The organism is Pseudomonas sp. SWI7, from assembly GCF_006351945.1.
GTDB classification, from domain to species: domain Bacteria; phylum Pseudomonadota; class Gammaproteobacteria; order Pseudomonadales; family Pseudomonadaceae; genus Aquipseudomonas; species Aquipseudomonas fulva.
Window position 1 is genome coordinate 1 of the sequence record NZ_CP040930.1, and the last position, 16,937, is coordinate 16,937.

Consider the following 16,937-nt stretch of genomic DNA (forward strand, 5'->3'; position numbering starts at 1 on the left):
CGTTGCGCGGCACCAGAATGTCGTTGACGGTGATCTTGTCCAGCGACTGGATGCCGTCGAGCAAGCCCCGTCGTGGTGTTTCCGGGTGCTCGTCGTCCTCGAAGGCGTCGGCTTGCTCGGGTGCAGGGCGACTGCGGCGGGCTGCTTGCGCAGTGGGCGCAGCAGCAGCTTGGCGCAGCCGTCGAGTACACCGGCCAGCGGTTGCAGCAGTACCAGTGGCGGCTTGAGCAAGGCGCCCAGGCTGACGAAGACGTGCGGGTTGCGTCTGGCCAGGCGACGCGGCAGGTACTCGGCGAACACCAACAGAACGGCAGCGGCAGCAAGGCCTGCCTGCCACAGGCCATTGTCACCGCCTTGGCGCAGCCCGATCAGGCAGGCCAGCGCCAGCACCAGCCATTTGCCCAGGCTGGCGCCCAGGACCAGGGCAGGGCCCGAGAGCTTGGGTGGGCTGTCATTCTCGCCGCCCGACACCATCGTGTGCAGGCGTGCGGTCTCGATGGCGGTGAGCAGTGCAGACCACAGCAGGCGATTGCCGAGGTGCCGAGAAGAGGTGCGTACGGCAGGATGTTCATGTAAGGCCGTCAGATGTGCAGGATGAATTCGCGAACCAGCTTGCTGCCGAAATAGGCCAGCATCAGCAGGCAGAAGCCTGCCAGGGTCCAGCGGATGGCCTTGTGGCCCCGCCAGCCCAGGCGGGTACGCCCCACAACAATACGCTGAACACAACCCAGGCCACGCAGGCCAGCAACGTCTTGTGCACCAGGGTGCTGGGCGAACAGGTTGTCAAGGAACAACCAGCCGGACACCAGCGACAGGGACAGCAGGCACCAGCCTGCCCAGAGAAAGCCGAACAGCAGGCTTTCCATGGTTTGCAGTGGCGGGAAGTTTCGAATCAGGCCTGAGGGGTGCTTGTGCTTGAGTTGATGGTCCTGGACCAGCAACAGCAACGACTGGAACACGGCGATGGTGAACAGCCCGTAGGCCAGAATCGACAAGAGGATATGGGCAAGAATGCCCGGTTCCTCATCGATCAGCGGCACGGTCCCCGGCGGCGCGAATTGGGCCAGCAGCGCAGTGACCGCACCGAGCGGGAACAGCACCAGCAGGTTCTCCACCGGATGCGCAGGCATGCCAGCAAGGTCAGGGCGATGACGGCCACGGCGATCAGGCTGGCGGCACTGAAGAAATCCAGGCTCAGGCCAAGCGGGGTGATCAGCTGGAAGAACAGCGCACCGCCCTGGGCGATCACGGCAATGGTGCCAACAGACCGGGTAGCCGTTTGTCGATCTTGCGGCCCTTGGCCAGGGATGAGCCCTGGTAGATGGCCGCGACGATGTAGAGCGCAGCGGCAATCAGGTTGGGGATGAGGCTGGGAGAGGAGACCATAAGTCCTGGTGGGCGAGCCTTAAAGAGACGGAGTTTGGCATAAACCGCGCCGCTCTAGGAAGACTGACGGGCGCGCAAGGCGGAGGCGGCGCAGGCACGGGGCAAACCCACGTCGCGACTGGCGAGTGCCACTGAAGGTGTGCGCGGTCGCTTCACTTCGCTATAATCGCCGCCTTGCTGTGCCTGGCGGGTGTGCATTTCCCCGCGGGCGCCTGACAACCTCGGCTTTTACTGGGCCAGAAAGGATCATCATGTTCGAAAACCTGACCGACCGCCTGTCACAGACGCTGCGCCATGTCACCGGCAAGGCCAAGCTGACCGAAGACAACATCAAGGACACGCTGCGCGAAGTGCGCATGGCCCTGCTCGAGGCCGACGTTGCCCTGCCGGTGGTGAAGGATTTCGTCAACAGCGTGAAGGAACGTGCCGTCGGCACAGAAGTGTCGCGCAGCCTCACCCCAGGCCAGGCCTTCGTCAAGATCGTCCAGGCCGAACTCGAAAGCCTGATGGGGGCGCCAACGAGGACCTGGCGCTCAATGCCGCCCCGCCTGCCGTGGTGCTGATGGCCGGCCTGCAAGGTGCGGGCAAGACCACCACCGCCGGCAAGCTGGCGCGCTTCCTTAAAGAGCGCAAGAAAAAGAGCGTGATGGTGGTGTCTGCCGACGTCTATCGTCCCGCGGCTATCAAGCAGCTCGAGACCCTGGCCAACGACATCGGCGTCACCTTCTTCCCGTCCGACATCAGCCAGAAGCCGGTCGCCATCGCCGAAGCCGCCATTCGCGAAGCCAAGCTCAAGTTCATCGATGTGGTCATCGTCGATACCGCAGGCCGTCTGCACATCGACGCCGACATGATGGACGAGATCAAGGCCCTGCACGCCGCGGTCAAGCCCATCGAAACGTTGTTCGTGGTCGATGCCATGACCGGCCAGGACGCCGCCAACACCGCCAAGGCGTTCGGGAAGCCTTGCCGTTGACCGGCGTGGTGCTGACCAAGGTCGATGGTGATGCGCGTGGTGGTGCGGCGCTGTCGGTGCGCGCCATCACCGGCAAGCCGATCAAATTCATCGGCATGGGCGAGAAGAGCGAAGCGCTCGAGCCGTTCCACCCCGACCGGGTGGCCTCGCGCATCCTGGGCATGGGCGACGTGCTCAGCCTGATCGAGCAGGCCGAGCAGACCATCGACAAGGCCAAGGCCGACAAGCTGGCCAAGAAACTGAAGAAGGGCAAGGGCTTCGACCTTGAAGACTTCCGTGACCAGCTTCAGCAGATGAAGAACATGGGCCTGGGCGGGCTGATGGACAAGCTGCCGAGCATCGGCGGCGTCAACCTGTCGCAGATGGGCAATGCCCAGGGCGCTGCCGAGAAGCAGTTCAAGCAGATGGAGGCGATCATCAACTCCATGACGCCGGCCGAGCGCCGCGATCCCGACCTGATCAGCGGCTCGCGCAAGCGCCGCATTGCCCTAGGCTCCGGTACCCAGGTGCAGGACATCGGCCGGCTGATCAAGCAGCACAAGCAGATGCAGAAGATGATGAAGAAGTTCTCCAGCAAAGGCGGCATGGCCAAGATGATGCGAGGGCTCGGCGGCATGCTGCCGGGCGGCGGCATGCCCAAGCTGTGAAGTTTTCGGGGCAGACCGTCTTCGTGCCGGCCCCTCACCCCGCGCAAGCGGGACAACGGTCGCGATTTTCGCGGCTTACGCAGCAAGTCTGGACGGTCGGGCAAGCTTCGACCGAAAAAGTCATTTGCAAATGTCCGTGTATTCCTTGAGAATATGCGGCCTTTTGGGCACCCGTGTGCCTATTTGGCATTCAGATTTGCAGTACCAACTGCAGCACCGACTATAGGAACGATGTTCACATGGTAACCATTCGTCTGGCCCGTGGCGGCTCGAAAAAGCGCCCTTTCTACCACCTGACCGTGACCAACTCGCGTAACGCCCGTGACGGCCGTTTCGTTGAGCGCGTAGGTTTCTTCAACCCGATCGCTGCTGGCGCCGAAGTCAAGCTGTCGGTCAACCAAGAGCGCGTCACCTACTGGCTGAGCCAGGGCGCACAGCCGTCTGAGCGTGTTGCTCAGCTGCTGAAGGACGCTGCCAAGGCTGCCGCCTGAGCAATATGAACGCGACGCCAGAAAAGGCTGACGACCTCATCGTCGTTGGCAAGATTTTTTCGGTTCACGGCGTTCGCGGCGAGGTGAAGGTGTATTCCTTTACCGATCCGATTGAAACCTGTTGGATTATCCAAGCTGGACGCTTCGGCACGAAGGCAAGGTAAAGCAGGTCGAGCTGGTCAGCGGTCGTGGCTCCCAAAAGGGCCTGGTCGTGAAACTGAAAGGTCTCGAGGATCGTGACGAAGCCCGTCTTCTGAGCGGTTACGAAATCTGCATTGCGCGGAGCCTTTTGCCCAACCTGGCCGCCGATGAGTACTACTGGTACCAGTTGGTAGGTTCTGAAGGTCATCAACCAGGACGAACACCTGTTCGGCAAGGTCGATCATCTGTTGGAGACCGGTGCGAACGATGTAATGGTGGTCAAGCCGTGTGCAGGCAGCCTGGATGATCGCGAGCGTTTGTTGCCCTATACTGCGCAATGCGTGCTCGATATCGACCTGGATGCAGGCGTGATGCGGGTTGAGTGGGACGCGGACTTCTAATCGATGGGTAACCTTCGCGTAGACGTCATCACGTTGTTCCCCGAGATGTTTTCGGCCATCACGGAGTACGGCATTACCAGCCGCGCGGTGAAACAGGGGTTGCTTCAGGTAACGTGCTGGAAACCCGCGGGACTACACCACAGATCGTCACCATACGGTAGATGATCGGCCGTTTGGCGGTGGTCCTGGCATGGTGATGAAAATCAAGCCTCTGGAAGATGCCCTGGTCAACGCCAGGCAGGCAACCGGAGCTGCGGCGAAGGTGATCTATCTCTCGCCACAAGGCCGCAAGCTGACTCAGCAGGCGGTCAAAGGCCTGGCCGAACAGGAATCATTGATCCTGATCGCCGGTCGTTATGAAGGCATCGACGAGCGTTTTCATTGAAGCTCATGTCGATGAGGAGTTGGTTCGATTGGCGACTATGTGCTTTCCGGTGGCGAGCTGCCGGCCATGGTACTGATCGATGCGGTTACACGGCTGCTGCCCGGAGCTTTAGGGCATGTGGACTCGGCGGAAGAAGACTCTTTCACCGATGGTCTGCTTGATTGCCCGCACTACACCCGACCTGAGGTGTATGCGGATCAGCGTGTTCCCGACGTGTTGCTTAGTGGCAACCATGCACACATCCGGCGTTGGAGAATGAAGCAGTCCCTTGGTAGGACCTTCGAACGACGCGCCGATCTTCTGGAAAGTCGCTCGCTTTCTGGAGAAGAGAAGAAGCTGCTCGAGGAATACCTCCACGAGCGGGACGATAGTTAAACGTATCGATGGTGGATCACGATCCATCTTAGGAGCACAGCATGACCAACAAGATCATCCAGCAGCTCGAAGCCGAGCAGATGAGCAAGGAAATCCCGACCTTCGCACCCGGCGACACCGTTGTCGTTCAAGTTAAAGTGAAGGAAGGTGAGCGTTCCCGTCTGCAGGCGTTCGAAGGCGTCGTTATCGCCAAGCGCAACCGTGGTCTGAAACAGCGCCTTCACCGTGCGCAAGATCTCCAGCGGCGTTGGTGTAGAGCGTACCTTCCAGACCTTCAGCCCACAGATCGACAGCCTGGCCGTGAAACGTCGTGGTGACGTGCGTAAAGCCAAGCTGTACTACCTGCGCGATCTGTCCGGCAAAGCCGCTCGCATCAAGGAAAAACTGTCCTGAGTACAGTTTGCCCGGCGGCCCAGGTCGCCTAGCGAGAAAGAAGCAGCCTTCGGGCTGCTTTTTTGCGTTTTGAACTTCGTACAGGTGACAGCCATGACCACCCGAGACCAGGAAATTCAGCGCCGCACCGAGCTTTCGGTCACCCGCGTGACCAAGGCGGTGTTCCCCAACACCACCAACCATCACAACACCTTGTTCGGTGGCACGGCCCTGGCGTGGATGGACGAAGTGTCCTTCATCGCGGCCACGCGTTTCTGCCGCTTGCCGTTGGTGACTGTTTCCACCGATCGCATCGACTTCAAGCACCCGATCCCGGCGGGCTCAATCGTCGAGCTGGTGGGTACGGTGATCAAGGTAGGCAATACCAGCTTGCAGGTGCAGGTGGATGTCTTCGTCGAAAACATGTATCTCGATGGCCGGGAGCGGGCGATTCACGGCGTCTTCAGTTTCGTTGCCATCGACGAGGACAAGCGTCCGGTGCCGGTACTGCAGGAAATATCAAAACCTGCATAGGCAAGGCGTCGCCGGAGCGCCGCTCCCGCACGAAATTCGACAGGCTTCTTGCCAGTGCCAGTGCCAGTGCCGTTGCTTTAGCTTTTGCTTCTAAGCGCGCGGTAGCCCAGGCACCGCAGATCGCGACTTCAGGAGGCCGAGCGCAGGGCTTGCGCAGGGAGGTGACAGGCATGGATGCCTGTCAAGCGCTGGGCCCCAGGATGGGGCCTGCAGCGCGGTCCTCCCGGGAGCAAGCCCGGAGCGAGGGAACCCCGGAGCGCAGCGTAGGGGCCGGATGACAGGAGCAGGCGGTTTTTGCTTACTTTTTGCCAAGACAAAAAGTGAGCCGCCGTAAGGGCGGAAGGGTGACTGTGCGCCCCCCTCGCCAATGAATACCAACTTGCCACATACGCCCAAGCTAAGGCGCCAAGGCCCCAAGGCGCTCAAACGTTCATACCGATTATTTAATCTCACCGCGCCCCCTTCGCCGCCGGTCCATAAAAACCGCGAACCTCGATAAGCACTGCAAGCCAGCCCACCCCAAATACAGACAACCCGCCAATCGCTATGAAACACTACCGCCCCCACAGCCGCAAATAGCCCCCAGCATGCCCGCCCTGGACCACCCGCTCATCGATCAATTCCTGGACGCCCTGTGGCTCGAAAAGGGATTGTCCGACAATACTCGCACCTCTTACCGCAGCGACCTCGCCCTGTTCAACGGCTGGCTACAAGCACACTCGGTCAACCTCCCCGATGCGGGCCGCGAACTGATTCTCGACCACCTGGCCTGGCGCCTGGACCAAGGCTACAAGCCGCGCTCGACCGCACGTTTCCTGTCCGGGCTACGCGGTTTCTTCCGCTACCTGCTGCGCGAAAAGCTCATCGCCATCGACCCGACGCTTCAGGTAGACATGCCACAACTGGGCAAACCGCTGCCCAAGTCGCTGTCCGAGGCCGATGTGGAAGCCTTGTTGCAAGCCCCGGAGCTTGGCGAGGCCATCGGCCAGCGCGACCGCGCCATGCTCGAAGTGCTGTATGCCTGCGGCCTGCGCGTCACCGAGCTGGTCAGCCTCACGCTCGATCAGGTCAATCTGCGCCAGGGCGTACTCAGGGTGATGGGCAAAGGCAGCAAGGAGCGGCTGGTGCCCATGGGCGAGGAGGCGGTGGTGTGGCTGGAGCGCTACCTGCGCCACGGCCGTGCCGAATTGCTCAACGGCCGTCCCAGCGATGTGCTGTTCCCTAGCCTGCGCGGCGAGCAGATGACCCGGCAGACCTTCTGGCATCGCATCAAGCACCATGCCCAGATGGCGGGCATCGACAAGGCCTTGTCGCCGCACACGCTGCGACACGCATTCGCCACGCACCTGCTCAACCACGGTGCGGACCTTCGCGTGGTGCAGCTGTTGCTGGGCCACAGCGATTTGTCGACCACGCAGATCTACACCCACGTGGCCAAGGCACGGTTGCAGCAACTGCACGCCGAGCACCATCCACGCGGATGAATGTTTTTCATGTTCGCCCAACCGGCAGTCTGCGGCGGCTTCAAGCCAGGCGTGATGTGGTAGGCTTGGGCGGTTAGCACCAAGGGCCGCCCAGTCACCTCGTCGTTTTACTCAGGTGACGCTCTGCGGCCCCTGTCCGCCCTCAGGAGTATCCATGCGCGTGACCCCGTTTTTCGCCGCCGCCGCCTTGGCGCTGGCCAGCACCTTTGCCGTGGCTGCGGCGCCCGATACGCCAGTCGGCGCCGAGCAGGCCATTCGCAAGTCATTGCAGAACCTGTCCCTGGAAGTGCCTGTCGAGAGCGTGGCCAGCAGCCCGGTCAGCGGCCTGTACGAAGTCAAGCTGCAAGGCGGGCGTGTGCTGTACGCCAGCGCTGATGGCCAGTTCGTGATGCAGGGCTACCTGTTCCAGATCCAGGACGGCAAGCCCGTCAACCTGACCGAAAAAGCCGAGCGCCTGGGCATAGCCAAGCTCATCAATGGCATTCCGGCAGGTGAGATGGTGGTGTATCCGGCCAAGGGCGAAACCAAGTCCCATATCACCGTCTTCACCGACACCACGTGCCCGTACTGCCACAAGCTGCATGCCGAAGTGCCCGAACTCAACCGCCGCGGTATCGAAGTGCGTTACGTCGCCTTCCCGCGTCAGGGCCTGGGCTCGGCCGGCGACCAGCAATTGCAGGCGGTGTGGTGCTCCAGCGACCGTCGCAAAGCCATGGACAAGATGGTCGAGGGTGATGAAATCAAGGCAGCCAAGTGCACCAACCCGGTCAGCAAGCAGTTCCAGCTGGGGCAGTCGATCGGCGTCAACGGTACACCGGCCATCGTGCTCGAAAATGGCCAGGTGATTCCGGGTTACCAGCCTGCACCGCAGGTCGCCAAGCTGGCGCTTGCCAAGTAATACAGTTCTATACGCCGTCGTCATGGGGTGACGGCATGTTTCACGGTCGGCAAAGGTGTCGGCCGTTCAATGGGGAGTTCACAGTGAAACCGGTCAAAGTAGGCATCTGTGGGTTGGGGACCGTCGGTGGCGGAACCTTCAATGTACTTCAGCGCAACGCCGAGGAGATTGCCCGCCGTGCCGGGCGCGGTATTGAAGTGGCACAGATCGCCATGCGCTCGCAGAACCCGAACTGCCAGATTACCGGTACCCCCATTACCGCTGATGTGTTCGAAGTCGCGAGCAACCCCGAGATCGATATCGTCATCGAGCTCATTGGGGGCTACACCGTGGCCCGCGACCTGGTGCTCAAGGCCATCGAGAACGGCAAGCACGTGGTCACCGCCAACAAGGCGCTGATCGCCGTGCATGGCAACGAAATCTTCGCCAGAGCCCGTGAAAAGGGCGTGATCGTCGCCTTCGAAGCAGCGGTGGCCGGCGGCATCCCGGTAATCAAGGCCATTCGCGAAGGCCTGTCGGCCAACCGTATCAACTGGCTGGCGGGGATCATCAACGGTACCGGCAACTTCATCCTCACCGAAATGCGCGAAAAAGGCCGTGCCTTCCCGGATGTGCTGGCCGAAGCCCAGGCGCTTGGCTATGCCGAAGCCGACCCGACGTTCGACGTCGAAGGCATCGACGCGGCGCACAAGCTGACCATCCTGGCATCGATCGCGTTCGGCATTCCGCTGCAGTTCGACAAGGCCTACACCGAAGGCATCACCCAGCTGACCACGGCGGACGTGAACTACGCCGAAGCCCTGGGCTACCGCATCAAGCACCTGGGCATGGCACGCCGTACCGCCGAAGGTATCGAGTTGCGCGTGCACCCGACGCTGATTCCGGCCGACCGCCTGATTGCCAACGTCAATGGGGTGATGAATGCCGTGATGGTCAACGGCGACGCCGCCGGCTCGACGTTGTACTACGGTGCAGGCGCAGGAATGGAACCAACCGCGTCCTCGGTGGTGGGTGACCTGGTGGACGTGGTCCGTGCCATGACCTCTGACCCGGAAAACCGCGTACCCCACCTGGCGTTCCAGCCCGATTCGCTGTCAGCGCACCCGATCCTGCCGATCGAAGCCTGCGAGAGCGCCTATTACCTGCGTATTCAGGCCAAGGATCATCCAGGGGTGCTGGCCCAGGTGGCGAGCATTCTGTCCGAGCGTGGCATCAACATCGAATCGATCATGCAAAAGGAAGCCGAAGAGCAAGACGGCTTGGTGCCGATGATCCTGTTGACCCACCGGGTGGTGGAGCAGGGCATCAACGACGCTATCGTTGCCCTCGAGGCCCTGCAGGATGTGGTAGGCCAGGTCGTGCGCATTCGCGTCGAGCAGCTCAACTAGGGTTGGCCTGAACAGCCTTGTGACGAACGTCCGGCAATGCTGTTTTCGGACATGCGTGACCGAGTACCGGGGCTTCTCGCACAGAGCCCCAGCGACACCCCCGGCGCTGCAGCCATACGCAGCGAAGGGGCTTTAGAACACCCTATAGTCACGGCAAGCCAAGGCGTGCCGCCCAGGAACGAGGCCTCCGGCCCTTTTCTGCTGCGGGTAAACCAGGCTTGCCGCTCAAACCAAAGGTTTGTCCCATGCGCTATATCAGTACCCGCGGCCAGGCACCGGCCCTGAACTTTGAAGACGTATTGCTCGCCGGCCTGGCTACCGACGGTGGCCTGTACGTCCCGGAAAACCTGCCACGTTTCACGCAGGAAGAAATCGCATCCTGGGCGGGCCTGCCGTACCACGAGCTGGCCTTCCGCGTCATGCGCCCGTTCGTCGAGGGCAGCATCGCCGATGCCGACTTCAAGAAAATTCTCGAAGAAACCTACGGCGAATTCGCCCATGCTGCCGTTGCCCCGCTGCGCCAGCTCAACAGCAACGAGTGGGTGCTTGAGCTGTTCCACGGGCCGACCCTGGCATTCAAGGATTTCGCCTTGCAACTGCTCGGTCGCTTGCTCGACCACGTGCTGGCCAAGCGTAACGAACGTGTGGTGATCATCGGTGCCACCAGCGGCGACACCGGCTCTGCGGCCATCGAAGGTTGCCGTCGGTGCGACAATGTCGACATCTTCATCCTGCACCCGCACCAGCGGGTTTCGGAAGTGCAGCGTCGGCAGATGACGACCCTCTTCGGCGAGAACATCCACAACATCGCCATCGAAGGCAATTTCGATGACTGCCAGGAAATGGTCAAGGCGAGCTTCGCCGACCAGTCGTTCCTCAAGGGCACCCGCCTGGTAGCTGTCAATTCGATCAACTGGGCGCGGATCATGGCCCAGATCGTCTACTACTTCCACGCAGCCCTGCAGCTTGGCGGCCCGGCCCGTTCGGTGGCCTTCTCGGTGCCCACCGGCAACTTCGGCGATATCTTCGCAGGCTACCTGGCACGCAACATGGGCCTGCCGATCAGCCAGCTGGTGGTGGCCACCAACCGCAACGACATCCTGCACCGCTTCATGAGCGGCAACCAGTACGTCAAGGAGCAGTTGCACGCCACCTTGTCGCCGTCGATGGACATCATGGTTTCGTCCAACTTCGAGCGCCTGCTGTTCGATCTGCACGGTCGCAACGGCGCGTCGATTGCCGAGTTGATGGCCAACTTCCGCCAAGGCGGCGGCTTCAGCGTCGAACAGGACCGCTGGACCGAGGCGCGCAAGCTCTTCGATTCGCTGGCCGTCACCGATGAACAGACCTGCCAGACCATCGCCGAGGTGTTTGAGACGACCGGCGAGGTGCTGGACCCGCACACGGCCATCGGCGTCAAGGCCGGTCGCGAGTGCCGCCGTAGCCTGGATACGCCCATGGTTGTGCTGGGTACCGCACACCCGGTCAAGTTCCCTGAAGCGGTCGAGCAGGCAGGCGTTGGCAAGGCGCTTGAATTGCCCGTGCACATGAGCGACCTGTTCAGCCGTGAAGAGCGATGCACCGTATTGCCCAATGACCTCAAGGCAGTACAAGGCTTCGTCAGCCAGCACGGCAATCGCGGCAAGCCGCTCTGACCTTGCAGGCTCCGGGTCGGGCCGATCCGGAGCCTCAGTGGTTTCGATGCATTAATTCAGAAAAATCCTATTCTGGCCGATCGTCATCGCGCCTAGATTAGCCGGTCCTCCCAGCAGGAGCGGCTCATGCAACAGCCCCATGTACTGATTCATCAGGTGCGCCCGTCCCACCAGATCCTTCTGCACCAGGCCCTCAATGCCCAGGGCGTGTTTCGGGTGCGGGTCTGTCAGGACAAGGCCGAGCTCGACGCGTGCCTTTCGGGCGCATTCTCCCCGGATTTATTGATTTTCGACCATGCCATGCCCACCCGCACAGGCATTGCGATACTCAAGCGGCTACCGCTGGCCTGCCCGGTGCTGTTCGTCGGTCAGGCAGGTGCCCGGCGACGCAACCTGGCTGATCAGGCCCGCGGTTTTGGCTTGCAAGTCATTGCGGAGTTGCCATGGCCATTGTCTTCCCCGGCCCTGCAAAGGGTGTTGCAAATACTGCCAAGCCCGTCCGAACGTGAAAGGTCGCAACCCATCAACGCACCGACGGCGCATTCAACAGCATGAAGGGTTAGAACTTTCCGCTTCGCTTGCAGGTCTGCTCCTTACAACTCATCAAGCAAGCGAGTAATCCGGATGGAACGAATCTGCAGACTGCTCAATCAAGCCCTCACCCCTTACCAGGCGCACTTGGGCCTGGCCGATAGCCACGGTAACCGGCAATTGACCGTCCACGACCACCTGGCCAGGGTGGTATTACAGCGCACGGTCAGCGAGCGTCAATTGCAGGAGCAACGTCTGCTGGTGGACATGGTCGATGGTCTGCACCGTGATCTGCAGATCGCCGAAGGGCGGCTGCAACCTTGCGTGATTGCTGCATTGCAGCAGCGTCAGCAACCTCAGGGAACCTTTGCCTGAGCGAGTCATCAGATTGATCAGTACAGCCGGCCACTGCTTTGCTCCCGCATGGCCACTGCTGTCGCTGGAAGCCCAAGGGCTTTCGCTTGACCCCGGACGTTCTTCCCCAGCGTCCGGGGTTTCTTTTTATCTGGGTTGGGGATCTTGAAGGTTGATCGGCCCAGCGGCGTGGCGCTCGTCCTGTTCAGGGCGTTCGGCGTGTGCCGCCGTGTGCTCGCTGAAGAAAGCGCGACTGTGTTCAAGGTAGTCCGCCCGCTGAGCGAGGTCGAGCCAATGCGCATACAGGTTCGGTAGCACCGTCTGGCGCAGCTGGGTCAAGACCTGATCGATGTGGGCCATGGCGGCTTGCCCTTGCGGGCTGGCCGAGCAGCCTACATGCAGGAATTGGTAGGGCTTCACACCCTGAACCGGGTGAAATTGGTAGTCAGCAGGCGATCCGCCCTGTTGCTGGATCAGATAGCGAACTTCCGGCCAGTAGCCGAGCACCAGGCGCAGTCGGCCCAAGCGTTGCATCTGCAGCAGGTTGGCGGTGGCCTGCGTGCCGTAGTGCCGGCTGACGGAGGCATCTGGCAAGTGGCTCAGCGTATCGTCGATCACAGCCCCGTAACTGCGCTCTGCCACTACCCCAAGGCGTAGCGATGGGTCGCTCAGCAGGCCTTGAAGATCGACCGCCTCACCGTCGAGGTGGGGCGCCACCAGGGCGTGGTTTTCCTTGCGCACGACCAGGCCGCTGGTTTGCACGCCCAGCAACGGGATGGAAAAGCGCACATAGCGAGCGCGCTCGGCAGTCCACAGCAGCATCGGATCACAGGTCAGGCTGCTGCTGTCCTGCAGCATCTGCAAGCCACGCGCACGATTGACCCGCACGGTGCTGTGGGCATATTCGGGCATCTGCTGGATCAGCTGCGGTAACAGCTGGTCTATCACCCCACGACCTTCTTCCGGGCCCTCGGATACGCTGAACGGTGGCAGATCGCGCACCAGCCACAGCAACCGCTCCTGAGCGCTTGATGGCACGCTCAGCAGTGCAGCCAGTAGGGCACCCGTCCATGCCAACCTAACGGGGCGCAGGCAATGGAACAGCGACAGGCTCAGACAGCGCCCGCCTGACGCAGGGCGGCGACGGCGGCCGCATCATAGCCCAGCTGGCTTAGCAGCTCGTCGGTGTGTTCGCCCAGTGCTGGCCCGACCCAATCGGCAGAGCCTGGGGTGTCGGATAGCTTTGGGACGATGCCCGGCATGCGCACTGCCTTGCCATCGGGCAGGCGCGCCTCCAGAAGCATCTCGCGCGCCAGGTACTGAGGGTCGCTGAACATGTCTTCGGCCGAGTAAATGCGGCTGGCCGGCACCTCGGCTGCGGTCAGGGCCTGCATAAGCTGCTCCAGTGGCAATCCGTTGGCCCAGCGATCGATGACCCCGTACAGCTCATCGCGGCGCAGGTCTCGCCCGTCATTGGTGGCCAGGCTCGGGTCCTCGGCCAGGTCGCTACGGCCGATGGTCAACATCAGGCGCCTGAAGATGGCATCGCCATTGGCGCCGATCTGTACATGCTTGCCGTCTGCGCTGGTATGGATGGAGGAGGGCGTGATGCCCGGCATGATGTTGCCCGTGCGCTCGCGGATGAAACCGAAGACGTCGAACTCCGGCACCATGCTCTCCATCATGGCGAAGATGGCTTCGTACAGCGCCACGTCGACCACCTGGCCCAAACCCCCGTTGACCTCGCGATGACGCAGGGCCATCAGTGCGCCGATCACCGCCCACAACGCCGCAATGGAGTCGCCGATGGAAATACCGGTGCGCACGGGCGGGCGATCCTCGAACCCAGTGATGTAACGCAAGCCACCCATGGACTCGCCCACCGCGCCAAAGCCTGGTTGCTCCTTCATGGGCCCGGTCTGGCCGAAGCCTGACAGGCGCACCATGACCAGCCGTGGGTTGAGCGCATGAAGCACGTCCCAGCCAAAACCGAGCTTCTCGAGCACGCCCGGACGGAAGTTTTCGATCAGGATGTCCGCCTCGGCCAGCAGTTTGCGCAGGACGTCGCGCCCGTCGGGGTGCTTGAGATTGAGGGTGAGCGAGCGCTTGTTGCGCGCCTGCACGAACCACCACAGCGAGGTGCCCTCGTAAAGCTTGCGCCACTTGCGCAACGGGTCGCCGCCGTCGGGCGATTCCACCTTGACCACCTCGGCGCCGAATTCGGCGCAGATGCGCGATGCGAATGGCCCGGCGATCAAGGTGCCGAGCTCGACCACTTTAAGGCCGGCGAGGGGTTTGCTTGACGTCGACATGGGGCATCCGTGGCAGCTATGAAGAGCGGTGTTTTTATCACAGCTGCGATGCGGCAGATACTGCCGCGGCGCAACCGTGGACTGGATCGGTTAGACTGTGCGACTTTTCTTCAGGCAAGAAGCACCCCGACCATGGCCCAGCCGTCCACCACCTACAAATTCGAACTGAACCTGACCGACCTCGACCGCAATGTCTACGAGAACGTCAAGCAGACCATCGCGCGGCACCCGTCGGAAACCGAGGAGCGTATGGCGGTTCGTCTGTTGGCCTATGCGCTGTGGTACAACGAAAACCTGACATTCGGCCGGGGGCTGTCGGACGTCGATGAGCCGGCGCTCTGGGAAAAGAGCCTGGACGACCGCGTGTTGCACTGGATCGAAGTAGGCCAGCCAGATGCCGATCGCCTGACCTGGTGCTCGCGCCGTACCGAACGCACCAGCCTGCTGGCCTACGGTAGTCTGCGTGTGTGGGAAGGCAAGGTGGTGAGCGCGGTGAAGAACCTCAAGAACCTCAGCATCGCGGCCGTGCCTCAGGAGGTGCTCGAGACCCTGGCCACCGACATGCCCCGCAGCATCAAATGGGATGTGATGATCAGCGAAGGCACGGTGTTCGTGACCGATGACCGTGGCCAGCACGAAGTGCAATTGCAGTGGCTGCTGGGGGAGCGTGGCTGAAGCATCCCATGCGTATCGAATCTCGCCCGCTGCCCCCGACCCTGCCGTTTCTTGGCAACCTGCCACCCTTGCTGACGCGCCTGTACGCCGCCCGTGGCGTGCTAAGCGAGGCCGAGCTGGACAAGAGCCTGGCGCGCCTGCTGCCCTACCAGCAGCTCAAGGGCATGGACGCGGGCGTCGACCTGCTGGTGCAGGCCATCGACCAAGGCCAGCGCATTCTGATCGTCGGTGACTTCGATGCCGATGGCGCCACGGCCAGTACCGTCGGCGTGCTGGGTTTGCGCCTGCTCGGTGCGGCCCACGTGGACTACCTGGTACCCAACCGCTTCGAATACGGGTACGGCCTCACGCCGGAAATCGTCGAAGTGGCATTGCAGCGCCAACCGCAGCTGCTGGTCACGGTTGACAACGGGATTTCCAGCGTCGACGGCGTCGCGGCGGCGAAGGCGGCTGGCCTCAAGGTCCTGGTGACCGACCACCACTTGCCTGGCGAGGCGCTGCCGGACGCCGATGCCATCATCAACCCCAACCAGCCAGGCTGCCCGTTTCCGAGCAAGTCGCTGGCAGGCGTCGGGGTGATTTTCTACGTGCTCATGGCCCTGCGCGCGCGCTTGCGCAGCCTGGGCCGCTACGACACCCGGCCGCAGCCGAACATTGGCGAACTGCTGGACCTGGTTGCCTTGGGCAGCGTGGCTGACGTGGTGCCGCTGGACGCGAACAATCGCATCCTGGTGCATCAGGGCCTGGAGCGCATTCGTGCCGGGCGCGCCCGGCCTGGCCTCAAGGCAATTCTGGAGGTAGCCAAGCGCGACCACCGGCGCATCACCTCCACCGACCTGGGTTTCATTCTGGGCCCGCGGCTGAACGCCGCCGGGCGCCTGGACGACATGAGCCTGGGTATCGAGTGCCTGCTCTGCGAGGATTATGCCCTGGCGTTGGACATGGCTCAGCAACTGGATGGCCTGAACCAGGACCGCAAGTCCATCGAACAGGGCATGCAGCGTGAAGCACTGGCCCAGTTGCGGGACTTGCCGGTCGAATCGATGCCCTATGGCCTGTGCCTGTTCGATGCAGAGTGGCACCAGGGCGTCATTGGCATCCTGGCTTCTCGCCTCAAGGAACGGTATCACCGCCCAACCATCGCTTTCGCCGATGCCGGTGACGGCATGCTCAAGGGCTCTGCGCGCTCCGTGCCGGGGTTTCACATCCGCGACGCGCTCGATGCGGTGGCCGCGCGCCATCCGCAGCTGATCAGCAAGTTCGGCGGCCATGCCATGGCGGCGGGGCTGTCCCTGCCCGAAGCCAACTATCCCGCGTTCGCCGAGGCCTTCGACCAGGAGGTCCGCCGCCAACTGTGCGAGGACGACCTCACCGGGCGACTGCTGTCTGATGGCAGTCTGGCGGTGGAGGAATTCCACCTGGACCTGGCCAAGGCGCTGCGTCAAGCCGGGCCTTGGGGGCAACATTTTCCGGAGCCGCTGTTCCACGGTGTGTTCCAGCTGGTCGAGCAGCGCGTGGTGGGTGAGCGCCATCTGAAAGTCGTGCTCAAAAGCGAGTGCGGCACGGTGCGCCTGGACGGCATCGCCTTCGGTATCGACCGCGAGGTTTGGCCCAACCCGACCGTGCGCTGGGTGGAGCTGGCCTACAAGCTGGATGTGAACGAGTTCCGCGGCAATGAAAGCGTGCAACTGATGATCGCCCACATGGAGCCGCGCTGAGCCAGGATCTGTGTGAAACGTTTCGAGAAGAGGCCTGGCTGTATTTAACCCAGCCTCACCGCGTATCGAGGCTTTTCACACAGCGCCCAGGGCATCACTGCCAAATCCCATGGAACCTTCCCCCTACCCAATCTGGTCTAGTCTGAACACAGACCGGTACCGGGCCAGGAATGTGTGAACGAGTGCCCGGCCGGATCACTTTGCAGCCATTGGG

General features: G+C 62.1%; 14 protein-coding genes and 5 pseudogenes. 14 read left to right on the forward strand and 5 right to left on the reverse strand.

The genetic code is table 11. The features are described from left to right. Window position 1: 1 nt before the first annotated feature. The 3 genes and pseudogenes from FH041_RS22610 to FH041_RS22615 all read right to left on the reverse strand — a co-directional run. A pseudogene (locus FH041_RS22610) lies at window positions 2-572 on the reverse strand (transporter); the annotation flags it as partial. Window positions 573-581: 9 nt separating this feature from the next. Beyond that, window positions 582-1,130: an inner membrane protein YpjD gene (locus FH041_RS00010; RefSeq protein ID WP_140174106.1), complete on the reverse strand. Its 549-nt coding sequence runs from the start codon at window positions 1,128-1,130 to the stop codon at window positions 582-584. Between the two features lie 115 nt (window positions 1,131-1,245). Continuing rightward, on the reverse strand, window positions 1,246-1,386 hold the full coding sequence (locus FH041_RS22615) for a hypothetical protein (protein WP_168199518.1): 141 nt from the start codon (window positions 1,384-1,386) through the stop codon (window positions 1,246-1,248). 251 nt (window positions 1,387-1,637) lie between these two features. On the opposite strand from FH041_RS22615, the pseudogene ffh reads away from it, so the two are divergent. The 12 genes and pseudogenes from ffh to FH041_RS00070 all read left to right on the forward strand — a co-directional run bounded on the left by ffh (window position 1,638) and on the right by FH041_RS00070 (window position 12,039). Then, window positions 1,638-3,009: pseudogene (gene ffh, locus FH041_RS00015) on the forward strand (signal recognition particle protein). Between the two features lie 239 nt (window positions 3,010-3,248). Beyond that, window positions 3,249-3,500, forward strand: a complete 252-nt coding sequence (gene rpsP, locus FH041_RS00020; protein ID WP_023533649.1) for a 30S ribosomal protein S16 — start codon at window positions 3,249-3,251, stop codon at window positions 3,498-3,500. A 5-nt stretch (window positions 3,501-3,505) separates the two neighbouring features. Further along, a pseudogene (gene rimM / locus FH041_RS00025) lies at window positions 3,506-4,042 on the forward strand (ribosome maturation factor RimM). A 181-nt stretch (window positions 4,043-4,223) separates the two neighbouring features. Beyond that, window positions 4,224-4,802: pseudogene (gene trmD / locus FH041_RS00030) on the forward strand (tRNA (guanosine(37)-N1)-methyltransferase TrmD); the annotation flags it as partial. A gap of 41 nt (window positions 4,803-4,843) precedes the next feature. Beyond that, window positions 4,844-5,195: pseudogene (rplS, locus tag FH041_RS00035) on the forward strand (50S ribosomal protein L19). Between the two features lie 93 nt (window positions 5,196-5,288). Next, window positions 5,289-5,708, forward strand: a complete 420-nt coding sequence (locus FH041_RS00040) for an acyl-CoA thioesterase (protein ID WP_027913821.1) — start codon at window positions 5,289-5,291, stop codon at window positions 5,706-5,708. A 587-nt stretch (window positions 5,709-6,295) separates the two neighbouring features. Continuing rightward, window positions 6,296-7,192: a site-specific tyrosine recombinase XerD gene (gene xerD, locus FH041_RS00045; RefSeq protein WP_027913822.1), complete on the forward strand. Its 897-nt coding sequence runs from the start codon at window positions 6,296-6,298 to the stop codon at window positions 7,190-7,192. A gap of 154 nt (window positions 7,193-7,346) precedes the next feature. After that, the gene (locus tag FH041_RS00050) at window positions 7,347-8,090 is read left to right on the forward strand and encodes a thioredoxin fold domain-containing protein (RefSeq protein WP_027913823.1); all 744 of its coding nucleotides are present in this window, start codon (window positions 7,347-7,349) and stop codon (window positions 8,088-8,090) included. A gap of 83 nt (window positions 8,091-8,173) precedes the next feature. Continuing rightward, complete coding sequence (locus FH041_RS00055; RefSeq protein ID WP_023534107.1) at window positions 8,174-9,478, forward strand: homoserine dehydrogenase; 1,305 nt, start codon at window positions 8,174-8,176, stop codon at window positions 9,476-9,478. 245 nt (window positions 9,479-9,723) lie between these two features. Continuing rightward, window positions 9,724-11,133: a threonine synthase gene (gene thrC / locus FH041_RS00060; protein WP_027913825.1), complete on the forward strand. Its 1,410-nt coding sequence runs from the start codon at window positions 9,724-9,726 to the stop codon at window positions 11,131-11,133. 126 nt (window positions 11,134-11,259) lie between these two features. Further along, window positions 11,260-11,688 carry a response regulator transcription factor gene (locus tag FH041_RS00065; RefSeq protein ID WP_128610241.1) on the forward strand — a complete coding sequence of 143 codons (429 nt, stop codon included), beginning with the start codon at window positions 11,260-11,262 and terminating at the stop codon, window positions 11,686-11,688. 69 nt (window positions 11,689-11,757) lie between these two features. Next, the gene (locus tag FH041_RS00070; RefSeq protein WP_023534040.1) at window positions 11,758-12,039 is read left to right on the forward strand and encodes a DUF3509 domain-containing protein; all 282 of its coding nucleotides are present in this window, start codon (window positions 11,758-11,760) and stop codon (window positions 12,037-12,039) included. 126 nt (window positions 12,040-12,165) lie between these two features. Here FH041_RS00070 and FH041_RS00075 read toward each other — a convergent pair whose 3' ends face one another. Further along, entirely contained in the window at window positions 12,166-13,128 is a 963-nt protein-coding gene (locus tag FH041_RS00075; protein ID WP_373682153.1) for a TIGR02285 family protein, read from the reverse strand. Between the two features lie 2 nt (window positions 13,129-13,130). After that, the gene (locus FH041_RS00080; RefSeq protein ID WP_027913827.1) at window positions 13,131-14,330 is read right to left on the reverse strand and encodes a CaiB/BaiF CoA-transferase family protein; all 1,200 of its coding nucleotides are present in this window, start codon (window positions 14,328-14,330) and stop codon (window positions 13,131-13,133) included. 132 nt (window positions 14,331-14,462) lie between these two features. On the opposite strand from FH041_RS00080, the gene FH041_RS00085 reads away from it, so the two are divergent. Then, window positions 14,463-15,005, forward strand: a complete 543-nt coding sequence (locus tag FH041_RS00085; RefSeq protein WP_023534041.1) for a YaeQ family protein — start codon at window positions 14,463-14,465, stop codon at window positions 15,003-15,005. Window positions 15,006-15,013: 8 nt separating this feature from the next. Continuing rightward, on the forward strand, window positions 15,014-16,723 hold the full coding sequence (gene recJ, locus FH041_RS00090; protein ID WP_027913828.1) for a single-stranded-DNA-specific exonuclease RecJ: 1,710 nt from the start codon (window positions 15,014-15,016) through the stop codon (window positions 16,721-16,723). Window positions 16,724-16,937: the final 214 nt, after the last annotated feature.

What these genes read in the sequence shown, in the direction of transcription:
- FH041_RS00050 (WP_027913823.1), top strand. Translation starts at nt 7,347, where the DNA reads ATGCGCGTGACCCCGTTTTTCGCCGCCGCCGCCTTGGCGCTGGCCAGC.
- FH041_RS00070 (WP_023534040.1), top strand. Translation starts at nt 11,758, where the DNA reads ATGGAACGAATCTGCAGACTGCTCAATCAAGCCCTCACCCCTTACCAG.
- rpsP (WP_023533649.1), top strand. Translation starts at nt 3,249, where the DNA reads ATGGTAACCATTCGTCTGGCCCGTGGCGGCTCGAAAAAGCGCCCTTTC.
- FH041_RS00010 (WP_140174106.1), bottom strand. Translation starts at nt 1,130, where the DNA reads ATGCCTGCGCATCCGGTGGAGAACCTGCTGGTGCTGTTCCCGCTCGGT.
- FH041_RS22615 (WP_168199518.1), bottom strand. Translation starts at nt 1,386, where the DNA reads ATGGTCTCCTCTCCCAGCCTCATCCCCAACCTGATTGCCGCTGCGCTC.
- FH041_RS00065 (WP_128610241.1), top strand. Translation starts at nt 11,260, where the DNA reads ATGCAACAGCCCCATGTACTGATTCATCAGGTGCGCCCGTCCCACCAG.
- FH041_RS00085 (WP_023534041.1), top strand. Translation starts at nt 14,463, where the DNA reads ATGGCCCAGCCGTCCACCACCTACAAATTCGAACTGAACCTGACCGAC.
- thrC (WP_027913825.1), top strand. Translation starts at nt 9,724, where the DNA reads ATGCGCTATATCAGTACCCGCGGCCAGGCACCGGCCCTGAACTTTGAA.
- recJ (WP_027913828.1), top strand. Translation starts at nt 15,014, where the DNA reads ATGCGTATCGAATCTCGCCCGCTGCCCCCGACCCTGCCGTTTCTTGGC.
- FH041_RS00040 (WP_027913821.1), top strand. Translation starts at nt 5,289, where the DNA reads ATGACCACCCGAGACCAGGAAATTCAGCGCCGCACCGAGCTTTCGGTC.
- xerD (WP_027913822.1), top strand. Translation starts at nt 6,296, where the DNA reads ATGCCCGCCCTGGACCACCCGCTCATCGATCAATTCCTGGACGCCCTG.
- FH041_RS00080 (WP_027913827.1), bottom strand. Translation starts at nt 14,330, where the DNA reads ATGTCGACGTCAAGCAAACCCCTCGCCGGCCTTAAAGTGGTCGAGCTC.